Origin of the sequence: Streptomyces roseofulvus (genome assembly GCF_039534915.1) — a bacterium.
GTDB lineage: Bacteria > Actinomycetota > Actinomycetes > Streptomycetales > Streptomycetaceae > Streptomyces > Streptomyces roseofulvus.
On sequence record NZ_BAAAWE010000001.1, the window covers coordinates 1,741,772 to 1,765,381 of the forward strand.

At 74.4% G+C, this 23,610-nt stretch carries 20 protein-coding genes; 5 read left to right on the forward strand and 15 right to left on the reverse strand.

What is annotated here, in order from left to right:
• Positions 1-37: 37 nt before the first annotated feature.
• The 8 genes from ABFY03_RS08020 to infC all read right to left on the reverse strand — a co-directional run bounded on the left by ABFY03_RS08020 (position 38) and on the right by infC (position 8,956).
• Positions 38-1,129 (reverse strand): PP2C family protein-serine/threonine phosphatase, encoded by a 1,092-nt coding sequence (locus ABFY03_RS08020; protein WP_346169573.1) that lies wholly within the window; start codon positions 1,127-1,129, stop codon positions 38-40.
• A gap of 287 nt (positions 1,130-1,416) precedes the next feature.
• On the reverse strand, positions 1,417-3,945 hold the full coding sequence (gene pheT / locus ABFY03_RS08025; protein ID WP_346169574.1) for a phenylalanine--tRNA ligase subunit beta: 2,529 nt from the start codon (positions 3,943-3,945) through the stop codon (positions 1,417-1,419).
• Positions 3,945-5,072: a phenylalanine--tRNA ligase subunit alpha gene (pheS, locus tag ABFY03_RS08030; protein ID WP_319008679.1), complete on the reverse strand. Its 1,128-nt coding sequence runs from the start codon at positions 5,070-5,072 to the stop codon at positions 3,945-3,947. The genes pheT and pheS overlap by 1 nt, the downstream gene beginning before the upstream one ends.
• Before the next feature lie 166 nt (positions 5,073-5,238).
• Positions 5,239-6,372, reverse strand: a complete 1,134-nt coding sequence (locus tag ABFY03_RS08035; RefSeq protein WP_346169575.1) for a sensor histidine kinase — start codon at positions 6,370-6,372, stop codon at positions 5,239-5,241.
• 134 nt (positions 6,373-6,506) lie between these two features.
• Positions 6,507-7,346 carry a TrmH family RNA methyltransferase gene (locus tag ABFY03_RS08040; RefSeq protein WP_319008681.1) on the reverse strand — a complete coding sequence of 280 codons (840 nt, stop codon included), beginning with the start codon at positions 7,344-7,346 and terminating at the stop codon, positions 6,507-6,509.
• Positions 7,347-7,456: 110 nt separating this feature from the next.
• Complete coding sequence (gene rplT / locus ABFY03_RS08045; RefSeq protein WP_030493496.1) at positions 7,457-7,843, reverse strand: 50S ribosomal protein L20; 387 nt, start codon at positions 7,841-7,843, stop codon at positions 7,457-7,459.
• A 106-nt stretch (positions 7,844-7,949) separates the two neighbouring features.
• A complete protein-coding gene (rpmI, locus tag ABFY03_RS08050) occupies positions 7,950-8,144 on the reverse strand; it encodes a 50S ribosomal protein L35 (RefSeq protein ID WP_030204697.1) in 195 nt (64 codons plus the stop codon).
• 122 nt (positions 8,145-8,266) lie between these two features.
• Positions 8,267-8,956 (reverse strand): translation initiation factor IF-3, encoded by a 690-nt coding sequence (infC, locus tag ABFY03_RS08055; RefSeq protein WP_081958947.1) that lies wholly within the window; start codon positions 8,954-8,956, stop codon positions 8,267-8,269.
• Positions 8,957-9,260: 304 nt separating this feature from the next.
• Here infC and ABFY03_RS08060 point away from each other — a divergent pair, with 304 nt between their 5' ends.
• Positions 9,261-9,650 (forward strand): DUF1844 domain-containing protein, encoded by a 390-nt coding sequence (locus ABFY03_RS08060; protein ID WP_319008682.1) that lies wholly within the window; start codon positions 9,261-9,263, stop codon positions 9,648-9,650.
• A 270-nt stretch (positions 9,651-9,920) separates the two neighbouring features.
• Here ABFY03_RS08060 and ABFY03_RS08065 read toward each other — a convergent pair whose 3' ends face one another.
• Genes ABFY03_RS08065 through ABFY03_RS08075 form a run of 3 tightly spaced genes read right to left on the reverse strand, consistent with a single transcriptional unit; the run spans position 9,921 to position 13,544 of the window.
• Positions 9,921-10,658 (reverse strand): SseB family protein, encoded by a 738-nt coding sequence (locus tag ABFY03_RS08065; RefSeq protein WP_346169576.1) that lies wholly within the window; start codon positions 10,656-10,658, stop codon positions 9,921-9,923.
• Between the two features lie 46 nt (positions 10,659-10,704).
• Positions 10,705-11,892, reverse strand: a complete 1,188-nt coding sequence (gene mycP, locus ABFY03_RS08070) for a type VII secretion-associated serine protease mycosin (protein WP_319008684.1) — start codon at positions 11,890-11,892, stop codon at positions 10,705-10,707.
• Positions 11,889-13,544, reverse strand: coding sequence for a hypothetical protein (locus tag ABFY03_RS08075; protein WP_346169577.1), 1,656 nt, complete (start codon positions 13,542-13,544; stop codon positions 11,889-11,891). The genes mycP and ABFY03_RS08075 overlap by 4 nt, the downstream gene beginning before the upstream one ends.
• A 106-nt stretch (positions 13,545-13,650) precedes the next feature.
• Here ABFY03_RS08075 and ABFY03_RS08080 point away from each other — a divergent pair, with 106 nt between their 5' ends.
• Positions 13,651-14,853, forward strand: coding sequence for an amino acid deaminase/aldolase (locus ABFY03_RS08080; RefSeq protein ID WP_319008686.1), 1,203 nt, complete (start codon positions 13,651-13,653; stop codon positions 14,851-14,853).
• A gap of 3 nt (positions 14,854-14,856) precedes the next feature.
• Here ABFY03_RS08080 and ABFY03_RS08085 read toward each other — a convergent pair whose 3' ends face one another.
• The 3 genes from ABFY03_RS08085 to ABFY03_RS08095 are packed head-to-tail and all read right to left on the reverse strand — an operon-like array spanning position 14,857 to position 18,382.
• The gene (locus ABFY03_RS08085; protein ID WP_346169578.1) at positions 14,857-15,642 is read right to left on the reverse strand and encodes a 3-oxoacyl-ACP reductase; all 786 of its coding nucleotides are present in this window, start codon (positions 15,640-15,642) and stop codon (positions 14,857-14,859) included.
• A 2-nt stretch (positions 15,643-15,644) separates the two neighbouring features.
• Positions 15,645-17,000 (reverse strand): aldehyde dehydrogenase family protein, encoded by a 1,356-nt coding sequence (locus tag ABFY03_RS08090; RefSeq protein ID WP_346169579.1) that lies wholly within the window; start codon positions 16,998-17,000, stop codon positions 15,645-15,647.
• A 17-nt stretch (positions 17,001-17,017) separates the two neighbouring features.
• A complete protein-coding gene (locus ABFY03_RS08095; RefSeq protein ID WP_319008689.1) occupies positions 17,018-18,382 on the reverse strand; it encodes a glutamine synthetase family protein in 1,365 nt (454 codons plus the stop codon).
• Positions 18,383-18,474: 92 nt separating this feature from the next.
• Between ABFY03_RS08095 and ABFY03_RS08100 the strand changes: the two genes are divergently transcribed.
• The gene (locus ABFY03_RS08100; protein WP_346169580.1) at positions 18,475-19,212 is read left to right on the forward strand and encodes a FadR/GntR family transcriptional regulator; all 738 of its coding nucleotides are present in this window, start codon (positions 18,475-18,477) and stop codon (positions 19,210-19,212) included.
• A 256-nt stretch (positions 19,213-19,468) separates the two neighbouring features.
• On the opposite strand, the gene ABFY03_RS08105 is transcribed toward ABFY03_RS08100, so the two are convergent.
• The gene (locus ABFY03_RS08105) at positions 19,469-20,914 is read right to left on the reverse strand and encodes a purine-cytosine permease family protein (protein WP_346169581.1); all 1,446 of its coding nucleotides are present in this window, start codon (positions 20,912-20,914) and stop codon (positions 19,469-19,471) included.
• A gap of 67 nt (positions 20,915-20,981) precedes the next feature.
• Between ABFY03_RS08105 and ABFY03_RS08110 the strand changes: the two genes are divergently transcribed.
• Complete coding sequence (locus tag ABFY03_RS08110; RefSeq protein WP_319008692.1) at positions 20,982-21,701, forward strand: TetR/AcrR family transcriptional regulator; 720 nt, start codon at positions 20,982-20,984, stop codon at positions 21,699-21,701.
• Between the two features lie 265 nt (positions 21,702-21,966).
• Positions 21,967-23,598, forward strand: coding sequence for an amidohydrolase (locus ABFY03_RS08115; protein WP_346169582.1), 1,632 nt, complete (start codon positions 21,967-21,969; stop codon positions 23,596-23,598).
• Positions 23,599-23,610: the final 12 nt, after the last annotated feature.

Below are 23,610 nucleotides of genomic sequence, written 5' to 3' on the forward strand. Positions count from 1 at the left end.
GCGGGGCGGGCGGCGCCCGTATCCCCGGTCCCTCCGCTCAGCAGTGGGTGGAGGGAGCGGGCCGGGGACGGCGCAGCCCGGGTTCGGCGGGCTGCGCCGGTACGCGGACGCGGTCGTTGCGGACGACGAGCAGGGCCACGTCGTCGTCGAGCCGGCCGCCGGTGTGCCGCAGCAGCGCCTCGTGGGTCTGCCGGACGACGGCCCCGGGCGGCCGTCCCGCGCTCCGGGCGAGCGCCGCTTCGAGGCCGAAGAACCGGCCGCGGTCGTCCCGGGCCTCCTCCGCCCCGTCGGTGTACAGCACCAGCGTCTCGCCGGGCAGCAGGCGGGCGGCGGTGTACGGGACGAGCACGTCCGGCAGCGGCAGCACGCCGAGCGGCGGCAGCGGTTCGCCCACCGGCAGCCGCTCCACCCGGGGGCCGATCCGGTACGGGGCCGGGTGGCCGCAGTCGAGGACGGCGAGCCGCCCGTCGGGCCGGACCTCCAGGAGCAGCAGCGTCACGAACTCCTCGGCCACCGGGTGTTCGGGCTCTCCCCCGCCGCCCGCCGGATGCTCGTCCCGGGCCCGCTCCCGCAGGTGCCGCTGGAGCGCCCGCTCCAACCGCCGCAGCACCCCGCCGAGTTCGGCCTCGTCGTGGGCGGCCTCCCGGAAGCTCCCCAGGACGGCGACGACCGCGCCCAGGGCGGCCAGGCCGTGGCCCCGCACGTCCCCGACGACGATCCGCACCCCGTACGGCGTCGCCACCGCCTCGTACAGGTCGCCGCCCACCGAGGCGCCACGAGTGGCCGACAACTGCCCGGCGGCGAGGGCGAGTCCGTCGAGCCGGGCGGGCGGCGGGCGCAGCAGCACCAGCTGGGTCGCCTCGGCGACGGCCCGCACCCGGGCCAGCTCGCGCCGCAGCTGCCACCGCACCCCGAGGACCAGCCCCGTGCCGACGGTCAGGAAGACGATGCTGGTCGCGATCCGCATCGGCAGCCCGGGCTGCCGGGCCAGCGGACAGCCGAACTTCCACGCCACCGCCGCGGCGCCCCAGCCGACGGGGAGCGCGAGCGGGGCGGACCGGCGGAGCCGGGAGGCGACGGCACTCAGGGCCCTGGTACGGCGGCGGTCGTCACGGCTGGTACGGATCATGTACGGCCCTTCCCGAGCCCCGACGGCGCCCGAAGGCCCCGCGGCACACAGGTCCGCCCCTGTGGCCGCGTCGATTCTGCCGACCGCGCGGACCACGGCGGAACACCCCCCGGCGATCTCACCCGAAGGAGTGAGCGCCCCCGGCGCGCCGCCCCACGCCAGGGGCGCGCCACGCGAACGGACGACCGGCCACCGCCGGCCCGTACGGGTGCGAGGGGCCCGGGAACGGCGGAGGGCCGCCCCGGGAGGTGGTCCCGGGGCGGCCCTTCGTGGGTGCCGGTGTGGCGTCAGGCGCCGCGCAGGACGGCGCCCGTGTGCTCGGCGGCCCGGGCGACGGCGGCGTCGCGGGCGGCGGTGGCCTCCTCGACGGTGAGCGTGCGGTCCTCGGCGCGGAACTTCAGCGCGTACGCCAGGGACTTCTTGCCCTCGCCGACCTGGTCGCCGGTGTAGACGTCGAACAGGCGGATGGACTCCAGGAGCTCGCCCGCGCCCTCGGTCAGGTGCCGCTCGACCTCGGCGGACGGGACGGCCTGCTCGACGACCAGGGCCACGTCCTGGGTGGCGACCGGGAAGGCGGAGATGCGCGGGGCCTTGACAAGGCCGGTGCTCGACCGCTCCAGGACGTCCAGGTCCAGCTCCATGGCGCAGGAGCGGGCCGGCAGGCCCAGCGCCTTGACGACGCGCGGGTGGAGCTCGCCGCCGTGGCCGGCGAGGGTCTTGACCCCGTCGACCATGACGTGGAAGGCGGCGCAGCGGCCCGGGTGCCACGGGGCGTGCTGGTCGGCCTCGATCAGCAGCTCCGCGCCGGCCTCGGCGGCGACGGTGCGGGCGGCCTCGATCGCGTCGGCCCAGTCGGCCGGGCGGCCCTTGCCCCACCAGCCGGACTGCTCGCGGGCGCCGGCGAGGACGACGGCGGCGCGGCGCGGCTGCGCGGGCAGCGCGGCGTTGACGCCGGCGATCTCCTCGTCGGTGGGACGCCGGTCGACCGGCAGGCGGACGGCGACCTTCGGCTCGCCCTCCGGGCGGAAGACCAGACCGGTCTCGAAGAGGGCCAGGTCGTGGCTGCCGCGGCTGTCGTTCCGGCGCAGCGCGGCGAGCAGGCCGGGGAGCAGCGTGGTGCGGAGCGCGGGCTCCTCGTCGGAGAGCGGGTTGACGAGGGTGACGACCTCGCGGCGGGCGTCGTCCGCGTCGAGGCCGAGCTGGTCGAGCGCCTGCTGCCCCATGAAGGGGTAGTTCAGGGCCTCGACGTAGCCGGCGCCGGCGAGGGCGCGGCCGACCCGGCGGTGGACGCGCTGGCGCTCGGTGAGGCCGCGGCCGGCCGGGGGCTTCGGCAGCGTGGAGGGCAGGTTCTCGTAGCCCTCCAGCCGGATGACCTCCTCGGCGAGGTCGTTCGGCTCGTTCAGGTCGGGGCGCCACGAGGGCACGGTGACGACGAGCTCGTCCTGGCCGTAGACGTCGCAGCCGATCTCCTGGAGGCGGCGGACGACGGTCTCGCGGCCGTACGCCACACCCGCGACCTTGTCGGGGTGGTTCGCCGGCATGGAGATGGTGCGCGGGGCCGACGGGGCGGCGATCTCGGTGACGCCGGCCTCGGCGGTGCCGCCCGCGAGCAGCACCAGCAGGTCCACCGTGCGCTGCGCGGCAGCGGCGGCGGCCTGCGGGTCCACGCCGCGCTCGAAGCGCTTGGACGCCTCGGAGGACAGCTTGTGGCGGCGGGCCGTGCGGGCGATCGAGATGGCGTCGAAGTGCGCGGCCTCGATGACGACCTCGGTGGAGCCGGTGACGGCACCGGTCTCGGGGTCGGTCACCGGGTCGGCGATCTCCGTGTGGGCACCGCCCATGACGCCCGCGATGCCGATGGGGCCGCGGTTGTCGGTGATGACGAGGTCCGCGGCGTCGAGGACGCGCGCGGTGCCGTCGAGGGTGGTGATCTTCTCGCCGGCCTCGGCGCGGCGGACCCCGATGGGGCCGTCGAGCCGGGTGCGGTCGTAGGCGTGCAGCGGCTGGCCGAGCTCCAGCATCACGTAGTTGGTGATGTCGACGGCGAGCGAGATCGGGCGCATGCCGGCCTTCTGGAGGCGGCGCTGCAGCCAGATCGGCGACCGGGCCTCGGGGTCGAGGCCGACGACCGTGCGGGCCGTGAAGCGGTCGCAGCCGATCGGGTCGGTGACCTGGACCGGGTAGCCGTACGAGTTCGGCGCGGGCACGTCGAGGAGCGCCGGGTCGCGCAGCGGCAGCCCGTACGCGATGGCGGCCTCGCGGGCGACGCCGCGCATCGAGAGGCAGTAGCCGCGGTCCGGGGTGACGGCGATGTCGAGGACCTCGTCGTACAGCTCCAGGAGGACGGTGGCGTCGAGGCCGACCTCGTGCTCCGGCGGCAGGACGATGATCCCGTGGTTCGGGTCCTCGCCCATGCCCAGCTCCTCGCTGGAGCAGATCATGCCGCGCGAGACCTTGCCGTACGTCTTGCGCTCGGCGATGCGGAAGTCACCGGGGAGGACGGCGCCGGGCAGGGCCACGACGACCTTGTCGCCGACGGCGAAGTTCCGGGCGCCGCAGATGATCTCCTGGGGCTCGCCGGTGCCGTTGGCCTGGCCGACGTCGACGGTGCAGAAGCGGATGGGCTTCTTGAACTCCGTCAGCTCCTCGATGGTGAGGACCTTGCCGACCACCAGCGGGCCGGTGAGGCCGGCGCCGAGCTGCTCGACGGTCTCGACCTCGAGGCCGGCGGTGATGAGCTTGGCCTGGACGTCGCGGCCGGTCTCCGTCGCCGGCAGGTCGACGTACTCCCGCAGCCAAGAAAGCGGGACCCGCATCAGATCTCCATCCCGAACGGCCGGGTGAACCGGACGTCACCCTCGACCATGTCTCGCATGTCTTCCACGTTGTGCCGGAACATCAGCATCCGCTCGATGCCGAAGCCGAAGGCGAAGCCGCTGTACTTCTCCGGGTCCACACCGCAGGCGATGAGCACCTTCGGGTTGACCATGCCGCAGCCGCCGAGCTCGATCCAGCCCTCGCTGCCGCAGGTGCGGCAGGGCCGGTCGGGGTTGCCGACGGACTCGCCGCGGCAGACGTAGCAGAGCATGTCCATCTCGGCGGACGGCTCGGTGAACGGGAAGAAGTTCGGGCGGAGCCGGGTCTTCATGTCCGGGCCGAAGAGCGCCTGGACCATGTGGTCGAGGGTGCCCTTGAGGTCGGCCATGGTGAGGCCCTCGTCGACGGCGAGCAGCTCGATCTGGTGGAAGACCGGGGTGTGCGTGGCGTCGAGCTCGTCGGTGCGGTAGACGCGGCCGGGGCACACCACGTAGACCGGGGGCTCCCGGTCGATGAGGGTGCGGGCCTGGACCGGCGAGGTGTGGGTACGGAGCACGACACCGGACTCGTCGCCGGTCGTGCCCTCCGGACCCTGGACGAAGAAGGTGTCCTGCATCTGCCGGGCCGGGTGGTCCGGGACGAAGTTGAGCGCGTCGAAGTTGAACCACTCGGCCTCGACCTCGGGGCCCTCGGCGACCTCGTAGCCCATGGAGACGAAGACGTCGGCGACGCGCTCCATGAGGGTGGTCAGCGGGTGGCGGGCGCCGGCCGGGATCCGGTCGTACGGCAGGGTGACGTCGACGGCCTCCTCGACGAGGACGCGGGCGTCACGCTCGGCCTCCAGCTCGGCCTGGCGGGCGGCGAGCGCCTTGGAGACGGCGCCGCGGGCCTGACCGACGAGCTTGCCGGCCGCGGCCTTGGCCTGCGGGGGCAGCGCGCCGATCTCGCGGTTGGCGAGCGCGAGCGGCGAGGTGCCGCCGGTGTGCGCGGTCTTGGCGTGCGCGAGCGCGTCGAGGTCGCCGGCGGCCGCGAAGGCGGCGACCGCCTCGTCCCGCATGCGCTCGATCTCTTCCGGTTTCAAGGCTTCGACCTCGACCGGGTCGTACGACTTATTGGGTGCCGACATCTCTTCCCGTGCTTCCGTTGGGCTTGGCTGGGGCGACCCCGGTTCGACGACAGACGACAAGGGCGCAAACGTGCCAAAGGTCGAGTCTAACGGGGTGGGGACACGCTGATGAGCCCGTGGGGGCCCCGGTGGCTCTGGATCCCGTCAGGTCTCGGTGGGTGAGACGTCAGACGAGATGGGCCGGGGCGCCGACGGGCAGGATAAATCGGAACTCGGCGCCGCCGCGCGGGCCGCGTCCGACGGTGATGGTGCCGCCGTGGGCCTCGACGAGGCCCTTGACGATGTAGAGGCCGAGTCCGGTGCCGCCGCGCTTGCTGCCCCGCCAGAAGCGGGTGAACACGCGGTTCATGGACTCCTCGGGGATGCCCGGGCCCTCGTCGCTCACGGTGACCTCCGTCCCGTCCTCGCCGGTGCCGTCGGTGCCCGCGGTGCGGGGCGCCACCTCGATGGTGACGGTTCCGGCGCCGTGGCGCACCGCGTTTTCCAGGAGGTTGCCGAGGATCTGGTCGATCTTGTCGGGGTCGGCCCAGAGCGGCGGCAGTCCGGGCCGGGTCCGGACGAAGAAGCGGTCGGGGGCCTGGCCGCCGGTGGTGTGCACCTGGACGTGCCGGCCGATGGCGGCGGCGATGTCGACGGGCTGGCGGCGGACCTCCAGACGCCCGGAGTCGATCCGCGAGATGTCGAGGAGTTCGGCGATCAGCCGCTTGATGCGGCCGGCGTCGGCGTCGACGGTCTCCAGCATCAGCCGCTTCTGCTCGTCGGTGAACCGCTCCCACTTGCTGAGGAGGGTGGCGGTGAAGCCCTTCACGGAGGTGAGCGGTGAGCGCAGCTCGTGGGCGACGGTGGCGATGAGCTCGGCGTGGCTGCGCTCGGAGCGGCGGCGGGCCTCGGTGCCGCGCAGCGAGACGACGACCCGGCGGACGGGGCCGGTGGGGTGCTCGCGGACGTACCGGGCGGAGACGAGGACCTCGCGCCCGCCGGGCAGCAGCAGGTTCCGCTCGGGCTGTCCGCGCCGGGTGGCGAGGCCGCCGTACGGGTCGGTGAGGGGCCACCAGCGGTGCCCCTTGAGGTCCTCCAGGGGCAGCGCCTGGTCGAGCGGAAGGCCGAGCGCCTCGGGGGCGGGGACGGCGGTGATGCGGCTGGCGGCGGCGTTGAAGCAGACCACGCGGCCCCGTTCGTCGGCGACGACGAGCCCGTCGGGCAGGTCGTCCGGATCGATCCCGGGCCACGGCTCGGGCGCGCGCGCCCCGTCGGCTCGTCGCTGCGCGGTCCGCGCGGGACTGTCCGTGCCGGCCGTCATCCCCTGCTCCCACCCCTCCGTGTACCGCAGTGGGCCCCGAGTGCGTCACTCTACTGGGCGAGGGTGACCAACGGGAGCCGGAAGAGCACACCCGGTGGCCGAATCACAGCGGTGAAGTGCGGCCCCCGGGACGGTCAGGCGGAGCGGCGGGGGCGCTGGGCGCGGGCGGAGGCGTACAGGCAGACCGCGGCGGCGGTGGCCAGATTGAGGCTCTCCGCCTTGCCGTGGATGGGGACGCGGACGACGGCGTCGGCGAGGGCCCGGGTCTCCTCGGGCAGCCCCCACGCCTCGTTGCCGAAGATCCAGGCGGTGGGGCCGCCCATGGTTCCGGCGTCGAGCTCGTCGTCGAGGTCGTCCTGGCCGGCGCCGTCGGCGGCGAGGATCCGGACGCCCGCGCCCTGGAGGCCGGCGACGGCCTGCTCGACGGGGACGCCGACGGCGACGGGGAGGTGGAAGAGGGAGCCGACGGAGGCGCGGACCGACTTCGGGTTGTACAGGTCGACGGAGGCGTCGGTGAGGATCACCGCGTCGGCGCCGGCGGCGTCGGCGCAGCGGAGCACGGTGCCGGCGTTGCCGGGGTCGCGGACGTGCGCGAGGACGGCGACGAGCTTGGGCCGGGCGGCGAGGATCTCCTCGAACGGCGAGTCGAGGAAGCGGCAGACGCCGACGAGGCCCTGCGGGGTGACGGTCTGGGAGACCTCGGCGAGGACGGCGTCGGAGGCGTGGTGGACGCGGGCGCCGGAGGCGAGGGCGGCGTCGACGATGGACGCGTACCGCTCGGCGGCCTCGACGGTGGTGAAGAGCTCGACGAGCGTGGGGGCGCCGTCCGGGCCCCGGTGTGCGACGGCCTCGCGGACGGCCTGGGGTCCCTCGGCGAGGAAGAGGCGGTCCTTGCCCCGGAAGTTGCGCTTGGCGAGCCGCCGGGCGGCGACGACGCGCGGGGAACGCGGGGAGATCAGCTCGGGGGTGGACATGTGCCTGGGGCTCTCAGTCTCGGCTCGGCTCGGGTACGGAGGGTGTCAACGCGCCGGACCCGCAGGCGCGGGGCCTGCGGGTCCGGTCGGAAGCACTGCGGCCTGGAAGATCAGGCGGCGGCCTTCGGGGCGTTGACGTCGGCCGGGAGGGCCTTCTGCGCGACCTCGACCAGCGCGGCGAACGCGTTGATGTCGTTGACGGCCAGCTCGGCGAGGATCTTGCGGTCCACCTCGATGTTGGCGGCCTTCAGACCCTGGATGAGGCGGTTGTACGTCATGCCGTTCTGGCGGGCAGCGGCGTTGATGCGCTGGATCCACAGCTGACGGAAGTCGCCCTTGCGCTTCTTCCGGTCGTTGTAGTTGTAGACCAGCGAGTGGGTGACCTGCTCCTTGGCCTTGCGGTACAGGCGCGAACGCTGACCGCGGTAGCCGGAGGCCTGCTCGAGGATCGCCCGGCGCTTCTTGTGGGCGTTGACTGCCCGCTTGACGCGTGCCACTTCTTACTCCTTGTAGCGGGGCCGTGGTGTGTTCACACGACCCGGAAAACGGATGGGTCCCGGTCTTGGCCGGATGCCCTCGTCGGCCGAGGGCGGGAGATCAAGCTCAGATGCCCAGCATCTTCTTGATCTTGGCGGCGTCACCCGGGGCCATCTCGGCGTTGCCGGTGAGGCGACGCGTCAGCTTGGACGACTTGTGCTCGAGCAGGTGGCGCTTGCCGGCGCGCTCCCGCATGATCTTGCCGGAGCCGGTGACCTTGAAGCGCTTCTTGGCACCGGAGTGCGTCTTGTTCTTCGGCATGGCGCCGTTATCTCCTCGTCAGTGGCGCTCCCCCGGTGCGGGCACCGGACAACCGGGAGCGTCAATTCTTCGTGTGGTTACCGGGCGGGACCCGGGGCTGCCGCTGGGGCAGCCCCGTCGGATCACGCCTCGGCGTTCTCGGCCGACGTGTCGGCCGAAGCCTCCTCGGCACCGGCCGCGGGGGCGGTGCCCTGGCGCTCCGCCTTGCGCGCGGCCTGGGCCTCGCGCGCCTCGGCCATGGCCTCGGTCTTCTTCTTGTGCGGACCCAGAACCATGATCATGTTCCGGCCGTCCTGCTTCGGGTTGGACTCGATGAAGCCCAGCTCCTGGACGTCCTCGGCGAGGCGCTGCAGCAGGCGGTAACCAAGCTCGGGCCGGGACTGCTCACGACCACGGAACATGATCGTGATCTTGACCTTGTCGCCCTGCTTGAGGAAGCGGACGACGTGGCCCTTCTTGGTGTCGTAGTCGTGCGGGTCGATCTTCGGCCGGAGCTTCATCTCCTTGATGACCGTGTGCGCCTGGTTCTTGCGCGCCTCACGGGCCTTCATGGCCGACTCGTACTTGAACTTCCCGTAGTCCATGAGCTTGCACACGGGCGGACGGGCGTTCGCCGCGACCTCGACAAGATCGAGGTCGTACTCCTGCGCGAGCTCCAGGGCCTTGGCAAGGGGGACGATGCCCACCTGCTCGCCGCTGGGGCCGACAAGACGCACCTCGGGAACGCGAATCCGCTCGTTGATGCGGGGCTCGGCGCTGATGGATCCTCCTCGGTAGCACCACGCGACCGCCTTGGCGGACGGACACGTCACGTCAAATCACTGAGACCAACCGAGCGGGCAAACAAAAAATGCCCCGACGGGACACAGGCGGGGCTCCAACGCAAACCGGAGCACCACCACGGTCTGCCGCGGGGCGCAATATCGGGCGGCTCCATCGTCCGTACGGAACGATGGGCGCCACCTGACCGGTGACCCGCCGCCCGCGAGGGCGGTCAGGTGGGAGATCGGAGCCTCCACTTGTGGGCCGGGCACACAGGTGTCCGGCCGGTCGTTACACCAGGTTAGCAGGACCCGGCGGTCGGCGCGAACCGTCCGCCCGCTTATCGTGTGGGGCATGAGCGAGACCCCCCAGAACGAGTCCACGACCGCCCCCGACCAGGCCGGCGACAACCCCGACTTCGAGGCCATGGCCCGCGACATCGCCGAGGTCCCGGCGGTCGAGGTGATCGTGACCGTCGCCGTCAACCTGATGAGCGCCGCAGCGGTCAAGCTCGGCCTCACCGAGGAGGGCGACGCCCACAAGGACCTCGACGAGGCGCGCAAGCTGATCCACGCGCTCGCGGGTCTGCTGGACGCGAGCACGACGGAGATCTCGTCCTTCCACGCGGCCCCCCTGCGCGACGGCCTGAAGTCCCTCCAGCTCGCCTTCCGCGAGGCGTCCCTCGTCCCCGACGAGCCGGGCCAGGGCCCGGGCGAGAAGTACACGGGGGCGGTGTACGGCTAGCAGCCGCCACCACCGCGCCCGGCCCGAAGGGCCACGGGGGTACGGGGGTCGCCCCCCGGAAGACCGCAGCCACGGGGGCGGTGTACGGCTAGCAGCCGCCACCACCGCGCCCGGCCCGAAGGGCCACGGGGGTACGGGGGTCGCCCCCCGGAAGACCGCAGCCACGGGGGCGGTGTACGGCTGGCAGCCGCCACCACCGCTCCCGGCCCGAAGGGCCACGGGGGCGGGGTACGGCTGGCAGCCGCGAGTGCGGCTGGGACCGCTTCTTCTTCAGGACCGCTTCACATAGAAGGGCTCGCCCGGAGGGGTGGCCGCGGCCGGCAGCAGTGCCAGGTCGAGGCCCCGCACCAGGCGGGCCCTCAGCGTCTCGTCGGCGGCCAGGGCCCGGGCCACCCGCTGGGCGGCCTCGGCGGGGGCGGCGTCGTCGGCGAGGACCAGGGCGAGGGTGCCGTCGGCGGTGCCGGGGCCGAGGTGGGCGCGGAGGACGGCGGGCTCGGCGGCGACCACGGCGCGGACCGCGTCCCGTACCGCCGGGTCGTCCAGCGGGTCGGTGCTGGTGCGGCCCTCGGCGAGGGCGAGCAGGGCGGAGCCGCTCACCTGGTACGGCACCGGGCCGGCCATGTCGAGGACGAGGGTGTCGGCCTTCTCGTGGACGAGGGCGGCGAGCGCCTGCCGGAGCGGGACGGCGACGGGCCGGGCGGCCGGGTCCCACAGGGCGAGCGAGGCGATCGAGGTGAAGGCGGGCAGGCCGCGCCGGTCGCCGGCGGTCAGCGTCGGCACCGCCATGTCGCTGGTCTTCTCGCGCTTCAGCCCGGTCTCCGGGTCGGTCTCCACCTCGCCGAGCATGGCCACGACGGGGACGAGGAGCCGAGCTCCGCGCAGCGCGTCGAGGACCGGCCCGTGGGCGGTTCTGTCCTCCGCCCAGGCCGCGAGGGCCGCGGCGAGCGCCGGGTCGGCGGTGCCGTCGTCGTCGGAGAAACCGGGGTCCGGGATGTTCTTGAGCTCCACGCCCCGAGCCTAACCGGCCGGTCCCCGGGCTCCGGCCGCCGGGCCGTCAGCGGGTCCGGCCGGCCCGGTGGAGGAGGACGGCGGCCACCAGGAGGAGCGCGCCGAGGCCGCCGGCGAGCGGCGCGAGGAGGCCGGGGGCGGTGTCCTCCTCGGCGGCCGGGACGGGCCCGGGGCCGAAGTACCGGCCGCGGTGGCCGGCGGTGGCGTTCTTCGGGTCGCCGCCCTTCAGCGCCGCGCCGGCCTCGATGGCGGCGGCCGGGTCGACCGTGCCGTACCCCTTGGCGTCGCTGCGGCCGCCGTCGGGGCGGTCGCGGGCGGTGTCGACGAGGAGCTGCTTGATCTGGGCCGGGGTGAGGTCCGGGTGGGCGGAGCGGACCAGGGCGACGGCGCCGGACACGAACGCGGCGGCGGCGCTGGTGCCCCACCCCTCGTAGTACTTGCGGTCGGGATCGGCGATCACGATGTCGACGCCGGGCGCGCTGACGGTGGCGTACCAGCGGCGGGTGGAGAAGGAGGCGCGGGTGCCGTACCGGTCGACGGCGGTGACGGCGATGACGCCGGGGTAGGCGGCCGGGTAGGAGATGTGGTCGCCCTTCTCGCCGCCGTTGCCGGCGGAGGCGACGACGGAGACGCCCTTGCCGAGGGCGTACTGGACGGCGGCGTCCTCGCCGGGGTCGGCGTGGGCGGACTCGGAGTCGTCGCCGAGGGAGAGGTTGATGACGTCGGCGCCGTGGTCGGCGGCCCAGCGGATGCCCTGGGCGAGGGCGGTGCCGCGGGTCTTGCGGGCCTTGTCGCGGGCCTTGTCCTTGCCTTCGAGGATGACCCGCACGGGCAGGATCCGGGCGCCGGGGGCGATGCCGAGGACGCCGCTGTCGTCGGCCCAGCCGTGGCCGTGACCGGCGATGATGCCGGCCATGGCGGTGCCGTGCCGGGCCCAGGTGGCGTCGCCCTCGGCGGCGCCGAAGCCGATGAGGTCCTTGCCGGGCAGGACGGAGCCGGAGAGGTCGGGGTGGCCGGCGTCCACACCGGTGTCGAGGACGGCGACGGTGATCCCCTCGCCCTTGGTGGTGCGCCACGCCTCGTCGACGCGGAGGGTCTCGTGGCCCCACTGGCGGTCGCGGATGGCGTCGGCGTGCGCGGGCGCGGCGGCGGGCAGCACGGCGAAGGCGGCGGCGAGCAGGACGGCGGCGGGCGCGGTCGCCGCCGCGCGGACGCGGGTACGGGGCCGGGTCACCGCTGTTCCTCTTCCTTCGCCGCGTCGAGGGCGGTGGTGCGGAGCTGCTTCTCCAGGCGCTCGGCGATGCCGAGGGCCTCGTGGCCGAGGCCGGACTGGGCCACGGCGTCCGTGCGGCCCTTCTTCATGGCCTGGTCGGCGGGGACCGGGCGCTCGACGACCCGGCCGTCGGCGAAGCCGGAGACGGCGGTGACGACGACGGGCAGGTCGGCGGGGGCGGTCACCCACCAGCCGGCGCGCTGGGCGGGGCCGAAGCGGGCGGCGACGGTGCCGGGGCCCGGCAGCGCGGGCGGCACGTCCTGGCCGAGGCGGGCGGCGAGCCTGCGGCCGTCGAGGGCGCGCTGGGCGGTGACGTCGGCCTGGGTGAAGACGAGGCCGACGGTGAGGACGCTGCTGGCGGTGGCGTCGGTGTAGGTGGCGCGCAGCACGCGCCGGCAGTCCAGCGGGCGCAGGGCGGCGAGCAGCTTCGGGGCGACGGAGGCGGGGGCGCAGGGCGCGTCGGGGGCGACCACGATCCGGGTCCAGGTGCGGGCGGAGGGACCGGGGCCGGCGTGCGGCGCGGTGAGGGTGCGGGGGAAGAGGGTGTCGACGGGCGCGTTGTGCCAGAGCTCCTTGGCGACGGCGTACCCGGCGGGCTCGGCGGGCTTCCCGTCGCCGGAGGCGGCGAGCCAGACCCCGGCGAGGGCGCCGCCGATCAGCCCGATCCCGAGCACGACACAGGCGCCGACGGCCAGGGCCCTGCCCCGCCGTCGCTCCCGTATCGGCCGCAGCCGGGTGGTCGTCTCGACCGGCGTCTCGTCCGTCCCCGCCCCGTACGCGGGCACCCGCACGGGCCGCAGCCGGGCGGTCGTCTCGACGCCCGGCGTGCCCGGCAGGACGGGCGGGGTGAGGGACGGTGGCGCGGCGGATGGCGCGGCGGACGGACGGTGCGGGGCACGGGGCGGGGGAAGGGGTGCGGAGGCGGGGGCGGGACGCGCGGGGGCGGCTGCGGGCGCGGGGGTTTGGGCTGCCGGGCGCGAGGGGGCGGCGGCCGGGCGCGGCGGGGTGGCGGCCGCGTGGGAGGACCCGGAGCCGACCTGGCGCGGCGGGGTGGGTGCCGGGGGCTGGGGGACGGACGCGGGAGCCGGCGAGGCGGCGGCCGGGCGCGGCGGGGCGGACGCCGGGCGCGGCGGGGTGGCGGCCGGGCGGGGTGCGGGCGCGTCAGGGTGCTGTGGGCCGGCGGCCGGGCGGGAGGGCCCGGAGCCGGCTTGGCGGGGCGGAGTGGATGCCGGAGGCAGGGGGGCGGACGCAGGGCGCGGCGGGGTGGCGGCCGGGCGGGGCGGGGTGGCGTCGGGGCGCTGGGGGCCGGCGGCCGGGGGCTGCGGGGAGCGGGCCGGGGGGAGGGGGGCCGAGGCGGGTGCGGGGCGCGCGGAGGTACGCGGCTCCGGGCGCGGGGGCGTACCGGGCGCGGCGGGTGCCGGGGAGGTCGGGCGGGGTGGGGTGAGTTCGGTGGTGAGGGCCGCGAGGCCGCTCGTGGGGGGCTGCGGGGCGCCGGAGGCGGAGGGCGTCGCGGGGGCCTGCGGCGCGGGCTCGGCGGGAGCGCCCGTGGGGGCCGCGGGAGGCGGGAGGGTCTCGGTGACGCGGGACGCGCGGGGGTTCTGCTCGCTGGTCATCCCGCCCCCTGCTCCTGCCGACAATGCCCGTCACTCTACGGGCTGTTCCCCGCCGCGCGGGAACCCAGGGGTACCCACCCCCCTGACGGTCTGGCAAGCTCGGGCCATGACTCCTCGTGCCGCCGACCGCGCCCGGTACGACCGGGCCACCGCCGCCCTCGACGCGCCGCTGGCGCTCGTCGATCTGGAGGCGTTCGACGCGAACGCGGACGATCTGGTGCGGCGCGCGGGCGGGAAACCGGTCCGGGTGGCCAGCAAGTCGGTGCGGTGCCGGGCGCTCCTGGAGCGGGTGCTGGCGCGGGACGGCTTCGCCGGGGTCATGTCGTTCACGCTCGCCGAGTCGCTGTGGCTGGCACGGGCCGGGTTCGAGGACGTCCTCCTCGCCTATCCGTCGGCCGACCGGGCCGGCTTCGCCGAACTCGCCCGGGATCCGAAGCTCGCCGCCGCGGTGACGGTGATGGTCGACGACGTGGCGCAGCTCGATCTGGTGGACGCGGCGCGGTCCGGCGGCACGGAGGAGATCCGGGTCTGTCTGGAGATGGACACCTCGCTGCGGCTCCTGGGCGGCCGGGTACGGATCGGGGCCCGGCGGTCCCCGCTGCGGACCCCGGCGCAGCTGGCCGAGCTGGCCCGCTCGGTGGTCCGCCGGCCGGGGTTCCGGCTGGTGGGCCTGATGGCCTACGAGGGGCATGTGGCGGGAGTCGGCGACGCGGTGGCCGGCCGGCCGCTGCGGTCCCGGGCGGTCCGGGCGATGCAGGCGGTGGCCCGCCGGGAGCTGGCCGAGCGGCGGGCGGCGGTGGTCGGGGCCGTACGGGCGGTGGCGCCGGACCTGGAGTTCGTGAACGGCGGCGGCACCGGCAGCGTGCAGCACACCGCGGCCGAGGCCGCGGTCACCGAGATCGCCGCCGGGTCCGGGCTCTACGTACCGCGGCTCTTCGACGACTACTCGTCCTTCAGCGGCCGGCCGGCGGCGCTCTTCGCGCAGCCCGTGGTGCGTCGGCCGGGCGTCGGCGTCGTGACCGTGCTCGGCGGCGGCTACCCGGCGTCCGGCGCGGCCGGCCGGGACCGGCTGCCCGTCCCGTACCTGCCGGAAGGGCTGCGGTACGACCCGCAGGAGGGCCCCGGCGAGGTGCAGACCCCGCTGCTGGGCTCGCCGGCCGACGATCTGCGGATCGGCGACAAGGTGTGGTTCCGGCACGCGAAGGCCGGCGAGCTGTGCGAGCGGTTCGAGGTGCTGCACCTGGTGGAGGGGGACCGGGTCGTGGACACGGTCCCCACCTACCGGGGCGAGGGCCGGACCTTCCTGTAGGGCCTACAGCGGGGTGACGTAGGCGCCGGAGATGCCGCCGTCGACGAGGAAGTCGGTGGCGTTGATGAAGGAGGAGTCGTCGCTGGCGAGGAAGGCGACGGCGGCGGCGATCTCGTGGGCTTCGGCGAAGCGGCCGAGGGGGATGTGGACGAGGCGGCGGGCGGCGCGTTCGGGGTCTTTGGCGAACAGCTCCTGGAGGAGGGGGGTGTTGACGGGGCCGGGGCAGAGGGCGTTGACGCGGATGCCTTCGCGGGCGAACTGGACGCCGAGTTCGCGGGACATGGCCAGGACGCCGCCTTTGGAGGCGGTGTAGGAGATCTGGGAGGTGGCGGCGCCCATGCGGGCGACGAAGGAGGCGGTGTTGATGATGGAGCCCCTGCCCTGGCGGCGCATGTAGGGGAGGGCGGCTTTGCAGCAGAGGTAGACGGAGGTGAGGTTGACCTCCTGGACCCGCTTCCAGGCCTCCAGGCCGGTGTCGAGGATGGAGTCGTCGTCGGGGGGTGAGATGCCGGCGTTGTTGAACGCGATGTCGACCGAGCCGTAGGTGTCGTAGGCCGTCCGGAACAGTGCCTCGACTTCTTCGGGGTCGGTGACGTCGACCTTCACGAAGGTGCCGCCGACGGCTTCGGCGGCGGCCTTGCCGGCCCTCTCGTCGATGTCGCCGCAGACGATGTGGGCGCCTTCGGAGGCGAGACGGCGGGCGGTGGCCAGGCCGATACCGCTGCCGGCGCCGGTGATGACGGCGGTGCGGCCGGCGAGCCGGCGGCAGATGATCTCTTCGGTGCTCATGGTCAGCCTTCCGTGCTGATGAAGACGTTCTTGGTCTCGGTGAAAGCGGCGAGCGCGTCGGGGCCGAGTTCGCGGCCGAGGCCGGACTGCCGGTAGCCGCCGAAGGGGGTCCAGTAGCGGACGCTGGAGTGGGAGTTGACCGACAGGTTCCCGGCCCGCACCGCGCGGGAGGTGCGCAGGGCGCGGCCGATGTCGCGGGTCCAGATCGAGCCGGACAGGCCGTAGTCGGTGGCGTTGGCGAGGCGGATCGCGTCGGCTTCGTCGTCGAAGGGCAGGACGACGGCGACGGGGCCGAAGATCTCCTCGACGGCGCAGGGCGCCGTCTCGGCAACGCCGGTGAGGACGGTCGGGGGGAACCAGAAGCCGGGGCCTTCGGGCGCCTTGCCCCGGATGGCGTCGGCGTCGTCGGGGATGTAGGAGCGGACGCGGTCGAGGTGGGCGCGGGAGATCAGCGGTCCCATCTGGGTCCGTTCGTCGAGCGGGTCGCCGACGGTGATCTCCTCGATCGCGGGGGTGAGGAGTGCGAGGAAACGGTCGTGGACGCTGCGCTGGACGAGGATGCGGGTGCGGGCGCAGCAGTCCTGGCCGCTGTTGTCCAGGAACGACATCGGTGTGGCTGCCGCAGCGGCTTCCAGGTCGGCGTCGGCGAAGATGATGTTGGGGCTTTTGCCGCCGAGTTCGAGGGTCACGCGTTTCACCTGGCCCGCGCACTTCGCCATGATCGACTTCCCGACGCGGGTGGAGCCGGTGAAGACGATCTTCGCGACACCCGGGTGTTCGACGAGCGCGTTGCCGGCGACCGGGCCGGTACCGGGCAGGACCTGGAACAGCCCCTCGGGGAGTCCGGCCTCCAGGGCGAGTTCGGCGAGGCGGAGCGCGGTGAGGGGGGTGGTCTCGGCGGGTTTGAGGATCACGGCGTTGCCGGCGGCGAGGGCGGGAGCGGTGGCCCAGGCGGCGATCGGGAGGGGGAAGTTCCAGGGTGCGATCACGCCGATCACGCCGAGAGGTTCGAGGATCGTGAGGTCGAGGCCGCCGGGGACGGGGATCTGCCGGCCGGTCAGCCGCTCGACACCGCCGGCGGCGTAGTCGAGGAGGTCGCGGGCGTTGCCGGCTTCCCAGCGGGCGTTGCCGAGGGTGTGTCCGGCCTCGCGGACCTCCAGAAGGGCCAGTTCCTCGGTGTGGGCGTCGACGACGGTGGCGAATCGGCGCAGCAGCCGGGCCCGGTCACCGGGCGCGGCAGCCGCCCAGCCGCGCTGGGCGGCGGCCGCACGGGTGACGGCGGCGTCGACGTCGGCGGCCGTGGCCGCCGGGATGGTGGCGACCAGCTCCTCGGTCGCCGGATTCAATACCTGAAGCAACGTACTTCTCTCTTCTGTCACAGGCGTTCGAAGGAGCGGCGCAGTTCCCAGTCCGTGACGGCGGCGTCGTAGGCGGCGAGTTCGACGCGGGCCATGTTGCGGTAGTGGGCGACGACGTCGGTGCCGAACGCCTCCTTGGCGATCTCGCTGGTCTCCCACAGTTCCGCGGCCTCGCGCAGGGTGGTGGGGACGTGGGCGTGGTCGGCGGCGTAGGCGTTGCCGGTGCACGCGGGCGGGAGTTCGAGGCCGTGCTCGATGCCATGCAGGCCGGCGGCGATCATCGCCGCGACGGCCAGGTAGGGGTTGACGTCCCCGCCCGGGACCCGGTTCTCGAAGCGGGTGGAAGGGCCGTGGCCGACGACCCTCAGCGCGCAGGTGCGGTTGTCGTGGCCCCAGGCGACAGCGGTCGGGGCGAAGGAACCGGGCTGGAACCGCTTGTAGGAGTTGATGTTCGGGGCGTAGAGAAGGGAGAAGTCCCGCAGGGCCGCGAGCTGCCCGGCGAGGAAATGCCGCATGACCGCGGACATGCCGTGCCCGTCGTCGCCGGCCATCACGTTGGTGCCCGCGGCATCCTGGAGGGAGAGGTGGATGTGGCAGGAGTTGCCCTCACGCTCGTTGTACTTCGCCATGAACGTCAGCGAGCAGCCCTCCTGGGAGGCGATCTCCTTCGCGCCCGTCTTGTAGACGGCGTGCTGGTCACACGTGACCAGAGCCTCGTCATAGCGGAAGACGATCTCGTGCTGCCCGGGATTGCACTCCCCCTTGGCCGACTCCACGGTCAGCCCGGCAGCGGCCATCTCGTTGCGGATCCGCCGCAGCAGCGGCTCCACACGCCCCCCGCCGAGAACCGAGTAGTCGATGTTGTACTGATTGGCCGGCGTGAGGCCCCGGTAACCGGCATCCCACGCCTCCTCATAGGAATCGCGGAAGACGATGAACTCCAGCTCGGTACCGGCATGCGCGGTGAAACCCAGCTCCGCGAGCCGCTCCAGCTGCCGGCGCAGGATCTGGCGCGGCGCCGCGACGACGGGCGAGCCGTCCGCCCAGGCCAGATCCGCCGTCACCATGGCGGTCGCCTCGTTCCACGGAACACGGCGCAGCGTCGCCACATCCGGGCGCATCGCGAAATCACCGTAACCCCGGTCCCACGACGACATCTCATAGCCGTCCACGGTGTTCATCTCGGTGTCGACCGCGAGAAGGTAGTTGCAGCCCTCCGTGCCATGGGCGAGAACCTCGTCCAGGAAGAACCGGGCCGCGAACCGCTTGCCCTGAAGCCGGCCCTGCATGTCCGGGAACGCCAAAACAACGGTGTCGATCTCACCACCCGCCACCAGGGAACGCAGTTCCTCGACGGCGAGCGGTGCTGTGCGGTCTGCCACGGGACGACTCTCCTCGTTCGGGCCTGCCGGGAGTCATAAGGTATGGGGAGACACCATTGCTTGGGAAGTACCAGGGGAAGGGGCGACCAGAAGTGGTCCGTACGAGTGAACCGGCCGGCCCGGCCGACCGGCTGACGCCGGTGCTGCGGCCGGTGCGGGCCGGCAACGGCTTCGAGGAGGCCCTGGAGCAGATCCTCCAGGTGGTCCGCCTGGGTCTGGTCCCCGACGGCGAGCGGCTGCCCGCCGAGCGGGAGCTGGCCGAGCGGATGGGGATCAGCCGGGTCACGCTCCGCGAGGTCCTCAAGGTCCTCCAGGAGCAGGGGCTGGTCGAGAGCCGGCGCGGCCGGTACGGCGGAACGTTCGTGCTGCCCCGGACGCGGACGGCGGACGAGGACGAGCTGCGCCGCCGGATCGCCGCCGTCGACATGGAGGACGCCCTGCGCTTCCGGGAGGTCCTGGAGGTGGGCGCGGCCGGGCTGTGCGCGGCGCACGGGCTCGACGAGGCCGGCGCCGAGCGGCTGCGGGCGGCGCTGGCGGCCACCCATGACGCGCCGCTGGCCGACTACCGCCGCCAGGACACCCTGCTCCACCTCACGCTCGCGGAGCTCTCCGGCTCCCCCAGCCTGACGGCCCAGTACGCGGCGGTCCGCGCGACCGTCAACGACCTGCTGGACGGCATCCCGCTCCTCGTACGCAATCTGGAGCACTCCCAGCACCAGCACACGGCCCTGGTGGAGGCGGTCCTGGACGGGGAGGCGGACGCGGCGCGCGAGGTGGCGCGGGAGCACTGCGCGGGGACGGCGGCGCTGTTGCGCGGCTTCCTGGCGTGAAAGGTATGTCCGCGGCCCATTGAGGCGCGCGGCACCACCACCAGGCCGTGGACCGGCTGGGCGCGGGCCTGGTGCCCTCATCCGGGGGCTCGTCCGGCCGGCCGCCGCACGGAGGGCGGCCCTGCGGGGTACGGCTGAGGCCGAGCCGAGAGCCGGGGGGGGTGCGCGGGGCCGAGGGAGGCGCGCCAGGCTGGGGAAAGGTGTGCGGGGCGGCCGGGGTGGGCGGTCCGGCCGCCCCGCGGTGCGGGGGCCGCGGTCAGGCGGCGGGGGTGGTGGCCGCGACCGGACGCCGGCCGAGGACCAGGTAGAGGGCGGTGGCGACGGCCATGCCGACGGGCAGCGAGAGGTCCATCCCGAGGGCGGCGGCGACCGGTCCCGTGTAGACGCTGTCGACGCACAGGGCGCCGGCCGCGACGCCGCCGAGCAGGGCCGTGGCGCCGGCCGGGTTGACGCCGCCGGTGTACCAGAAGGGGCTGCCGGGGCGCTCGTCGGCGAGGGCGGCCGCGTCGTAGCGGTTGCGGCGGAGCAGGATGTCGGCGGCGTAGACGCACATCATCGGTCCGGTGAGGACGGTGATGACCTGGAGGGCGTTGCTGACGGTGTCCAGGAAGTCGGAGACCAGCAGCCCGTAGAGGGTGAGGGCGACCGCGACGGCCCCGTCGAAGAGGACGCTGACGGTACGCCGGACGCGCAGGCCCACGGCCTGGAGGGCGAGGCCGGCGCTGTAGGCGGTGAGGGCGTTGATGGCGATGGTGCCGAGGACCAGGGCGAGCAGGAAGACCGGCGTGAACCAGCCCGGCAGGATTCCCTGGAGCGCCGTCTGGGGGTCCGTCATGTCGACGGCGGTGGCGGCGAAGGCGCCCAGCGAGCAGACCACGACGCTCGGGACGAACGCGCCGAGCGCGGTCCACAGCGCGATGGCGCGCGGGGAGCTGTCGCGGGGCAGGTAGCGGGAGAAGTCGGCGCTCGTGGTGTACGAGAGCGGGCCCGAGGCGATCATCGTGGTGCCCGCGATCAGCACCGCCCACAGGGGGGCGCCGGAGAGCCGCTCGGCGGGGGCGTACGAGAAGTCGGCGTGCCGGAACACGGCGAGGGCGACGACGGCGAACGCCCCGCTCAGGGCCAGCGTGATGGGCAGGTACAGCTTGATGATCAGCGCGTGGCCGTAGACGCTGATCGCCAGGGTGAGGGCGGCGATGACCACGATGACCGCGACCTGCACCGGGGTGTTCACGGGTATGCCGGTCTTCGCGACGAGCGCGAAGGCGGCGGTCGCGGCGGCGGCGAGGTTGAGCGCGAAGTAGCAGACGGAGACCAGCCAGCCGCCGACCGCGTTGTTCACGCGGTTGCCGAGGACCCCGTAGAGGGTGCGGGTGACGACCTCGCTGGGCGCGCCGGCGGCCGGTCCCGAGGTGGCGAGCACGCCGGTGAGGACCCAGAAGAGGTTGCCGACGACGATGACGCCGATGGCCTGCGCCAGGGTGAGGCCCATCAGGACCAGGGTGCCGCCGATGACGAGGCTCAGGTAGTTCACGTTCGCCGCGGCCCAGACGGAGAACAGCTCACGGGGGTGTCCGTGGCGCTCGCCGTCCGGGATGTGGTCGATGCCGTGGGCCTCGACGCGGCCGGGCCGGTCGCCCGCCGGCGGGGGTGCCGGCGCGCGCTCTGTCCCGGGGCGCGGGTCGGGGATCGTGGAAGCCATGCGGCCCTCCGGTGCGTGATTGCCCACCTGGTTGCTTATTGGTCGCACACTCAATAGCATCGCCGGTATGTCGTCAAGCGTTCAGCGCAAGCGCATCCGGAAATCACCCGAGGCCCGGCGGGCGGAGATCGTGGCGACCGCCGCGCGCGTCGCCCTCACCGAAGGGCTGGAGTGCGTCACGCTGCGGCGGGTCGCCGAGGAGCTCGCCGTCCGGCCCGGACTGATCAGCCACTACTTCCCCTCGGCCGAGGACCTGGTGGCCGAGGCGTTCTCGGTCGCGGCCCTCGGCGAGCTCGACGCGCTGCTGCCGGCCGAGCGCCCGGACGGCACGCCCGCGCAGTACCTGGCCCGCTACTTCGCGCTGTCGTCCGGCGAGGCCTACGACGACATCAGCCGCCTCTGGATCAACGCCCGGCACCTGAGCCGCTACCGGCCCGTCCTGCGGGAGCGGGTCACGCGGATGGAACTGGCCTCCGACGACCGGCTGGAGGAGCTGATCCGCGACGGCGTCGACCGCGGCGAGTTCCGCACCGACGACCCCAGGTCGGCGGCCATCCAGATCCTGGTCGTCCTCGACGGCCTCGGCGCCCACGCCAACTCGGACCGCACCGACCGGCCCCCGGCCGTGACCCGTCTCGCCGTCAGCACCGCCGAACGCGCCCTCGCCCTCCCGCACGGCACCCTCGACGCCCCCGGCGCCACCGGCACCCTGCCGCTCACGTTCTCCCCGGCCGACGCCGCCGAAGCGGCGGTGACGGCGGGCACGACGGGAGCCACCCCGGCCTGACGGCACCGGACGCCCCTACGCGCCCCGGTGAGCTCGCGTGACCTGCCCCCACCCCGCACGCTCACGTGCCCTGCCCAGCCCCGCACGCCCACGTGCCCTCCCTCACCCCGCACCCTCGCGTGCCCTCCCCCGCCCCGCACCCTCGCATGCCCTGCCCCACCGCGCACGCTCACGTGCCCTGCCCCACCCCGCACCCTCGCGTGCCCTCCCCCGCCCGCCGCGCCGCGCTCAGCCCTCCCGTACCACCACCGCAAGGAGCTCCCCCGTGTCCACCCGACTCGTCCTGCACTCCGCCCGTCTGCTCGACCCCGGCACCGGGGCCTTCCTCGCGGCGAGCGCGCTCGCCGTGGGCGAGGACGGGCGGATCGCCGCGCTCGGCGACGACCGCGAGATACGGGAACTCGCCGGGCCCGCCACACCCGTCGTCGACCTGAAGGGCGCCGTCGTCACCCCCGGCCTCGTCGACGGGCACGTCCACCCCGTCACCGGCGCCGAGCTGACCGGCGGCCTCGACCTCTCCGGCTGCGCCGATCTCGCCGACGTCCGGGAGGCGCTGGGGCGCGAGGCGCGCCGCCTGCGCCGGGGCGAGTGGCTCTTCGCCTGGGGGCTCGACCCGAACGTCTTCGGCGACAGGCCGGTCGGCATCGCCCCCTTCGACACCGTCCTGCACGGGGTGCCCGCCTTCCTGCTGCTCTTCGACGCGCACTCCGCCCTCGCCTCCCGCCGCGCCCTCGAACTCGCCGGCATCGACGGCCCGCGCACGTTCGAGCAGGCGTCCGCCGAGATCGTCTGCGACGCCGACGGGCGCCCCACCGGGCTGCTCCAGGAGGACGCCGCCTGCGAACTGGTCGAACGCGTCGCCCCGCAGCCGACCCGCGCCGAGCGCCTGGAGCGGCTGGCCGCGGCCCTGGACGGGATGGCGGCGGCCGGCCTGACCGGCGGGCACGTCATGGACGCCAACGGCGCCAGCCTCGACCTCTTCGCCGAGCTCGACGCCGCCGGCCGGCTGCCGCTGCGGCTCCGGGTGGCGCCCTGGTGCCAGCCCGGCGCCGACGCCGCCGGCGTCCAGGAGCTGATCGACCTCCAGGGACGCGGCGGCGCGCTGTGGCAGGTCGCCGGCGTGAAGCTCTTCATGGACGGCACCATCGACAACGGCACCGCCTGGCTGGAGCGGCCCGACCGCCACGGCGAGTCCACCCACGCCTTCTGGCCGGACCCGGAGGCGTACACGGAGATCATCGGCTCGCTGCACCGGGCCGGGGTGCCGACCGCGACCCACGCCATCGGCGACGCCGCCGTCCGGCACGTCCTCGACGCCGTCGCCACGGCGCGGGCGACCGGCGGCGACCCGGCCGTACGACACCGGGTCGAGCACATCGAGACGGTCCCCGACGACACCCTGCGCCGCTTCGCCGAGCTGGGCGTCATCGCCTCCATGCAGCCCACCCACTGCTGCGACTTCACCCGCGCCGACCACACCGACAACTGGTCCCGCCGGCTCGGCGAGGAGCGCGCCGGGCGCGCCTGGCGCTGCCGGGACCTGGTGGACTCCGGGGCGACCGTGGTGCTGGGCTCGGACTGGCCGATCGCGCCGTTCCCCCCGCTGGGCGTGCTGGCCGGCGCCGTGCACCGCCGCCCGACCCGGGACCTGGCCCAGCCGCCGCACGGCCCGGAGCAGGCGCTGACCCCGCTGGAGGCGCTGCGCGGGCTGACGACGGGCCCCGCGTACGCGGCGGGCGAGGAGCGGTCCTCCGGCCGGCTCGCCCTCGGCCACCGCGCCGACCTCACGGTCCTCGCGGCCGACCCGCTCACCACCCCGGCCGCCGAACTCCCCGACGTCCCGGTCCTCCTGACGGCGGTCGACGGTCGGATCACCCACCGGGCGGCGCGGCTGTGACGGGTCCCGGTC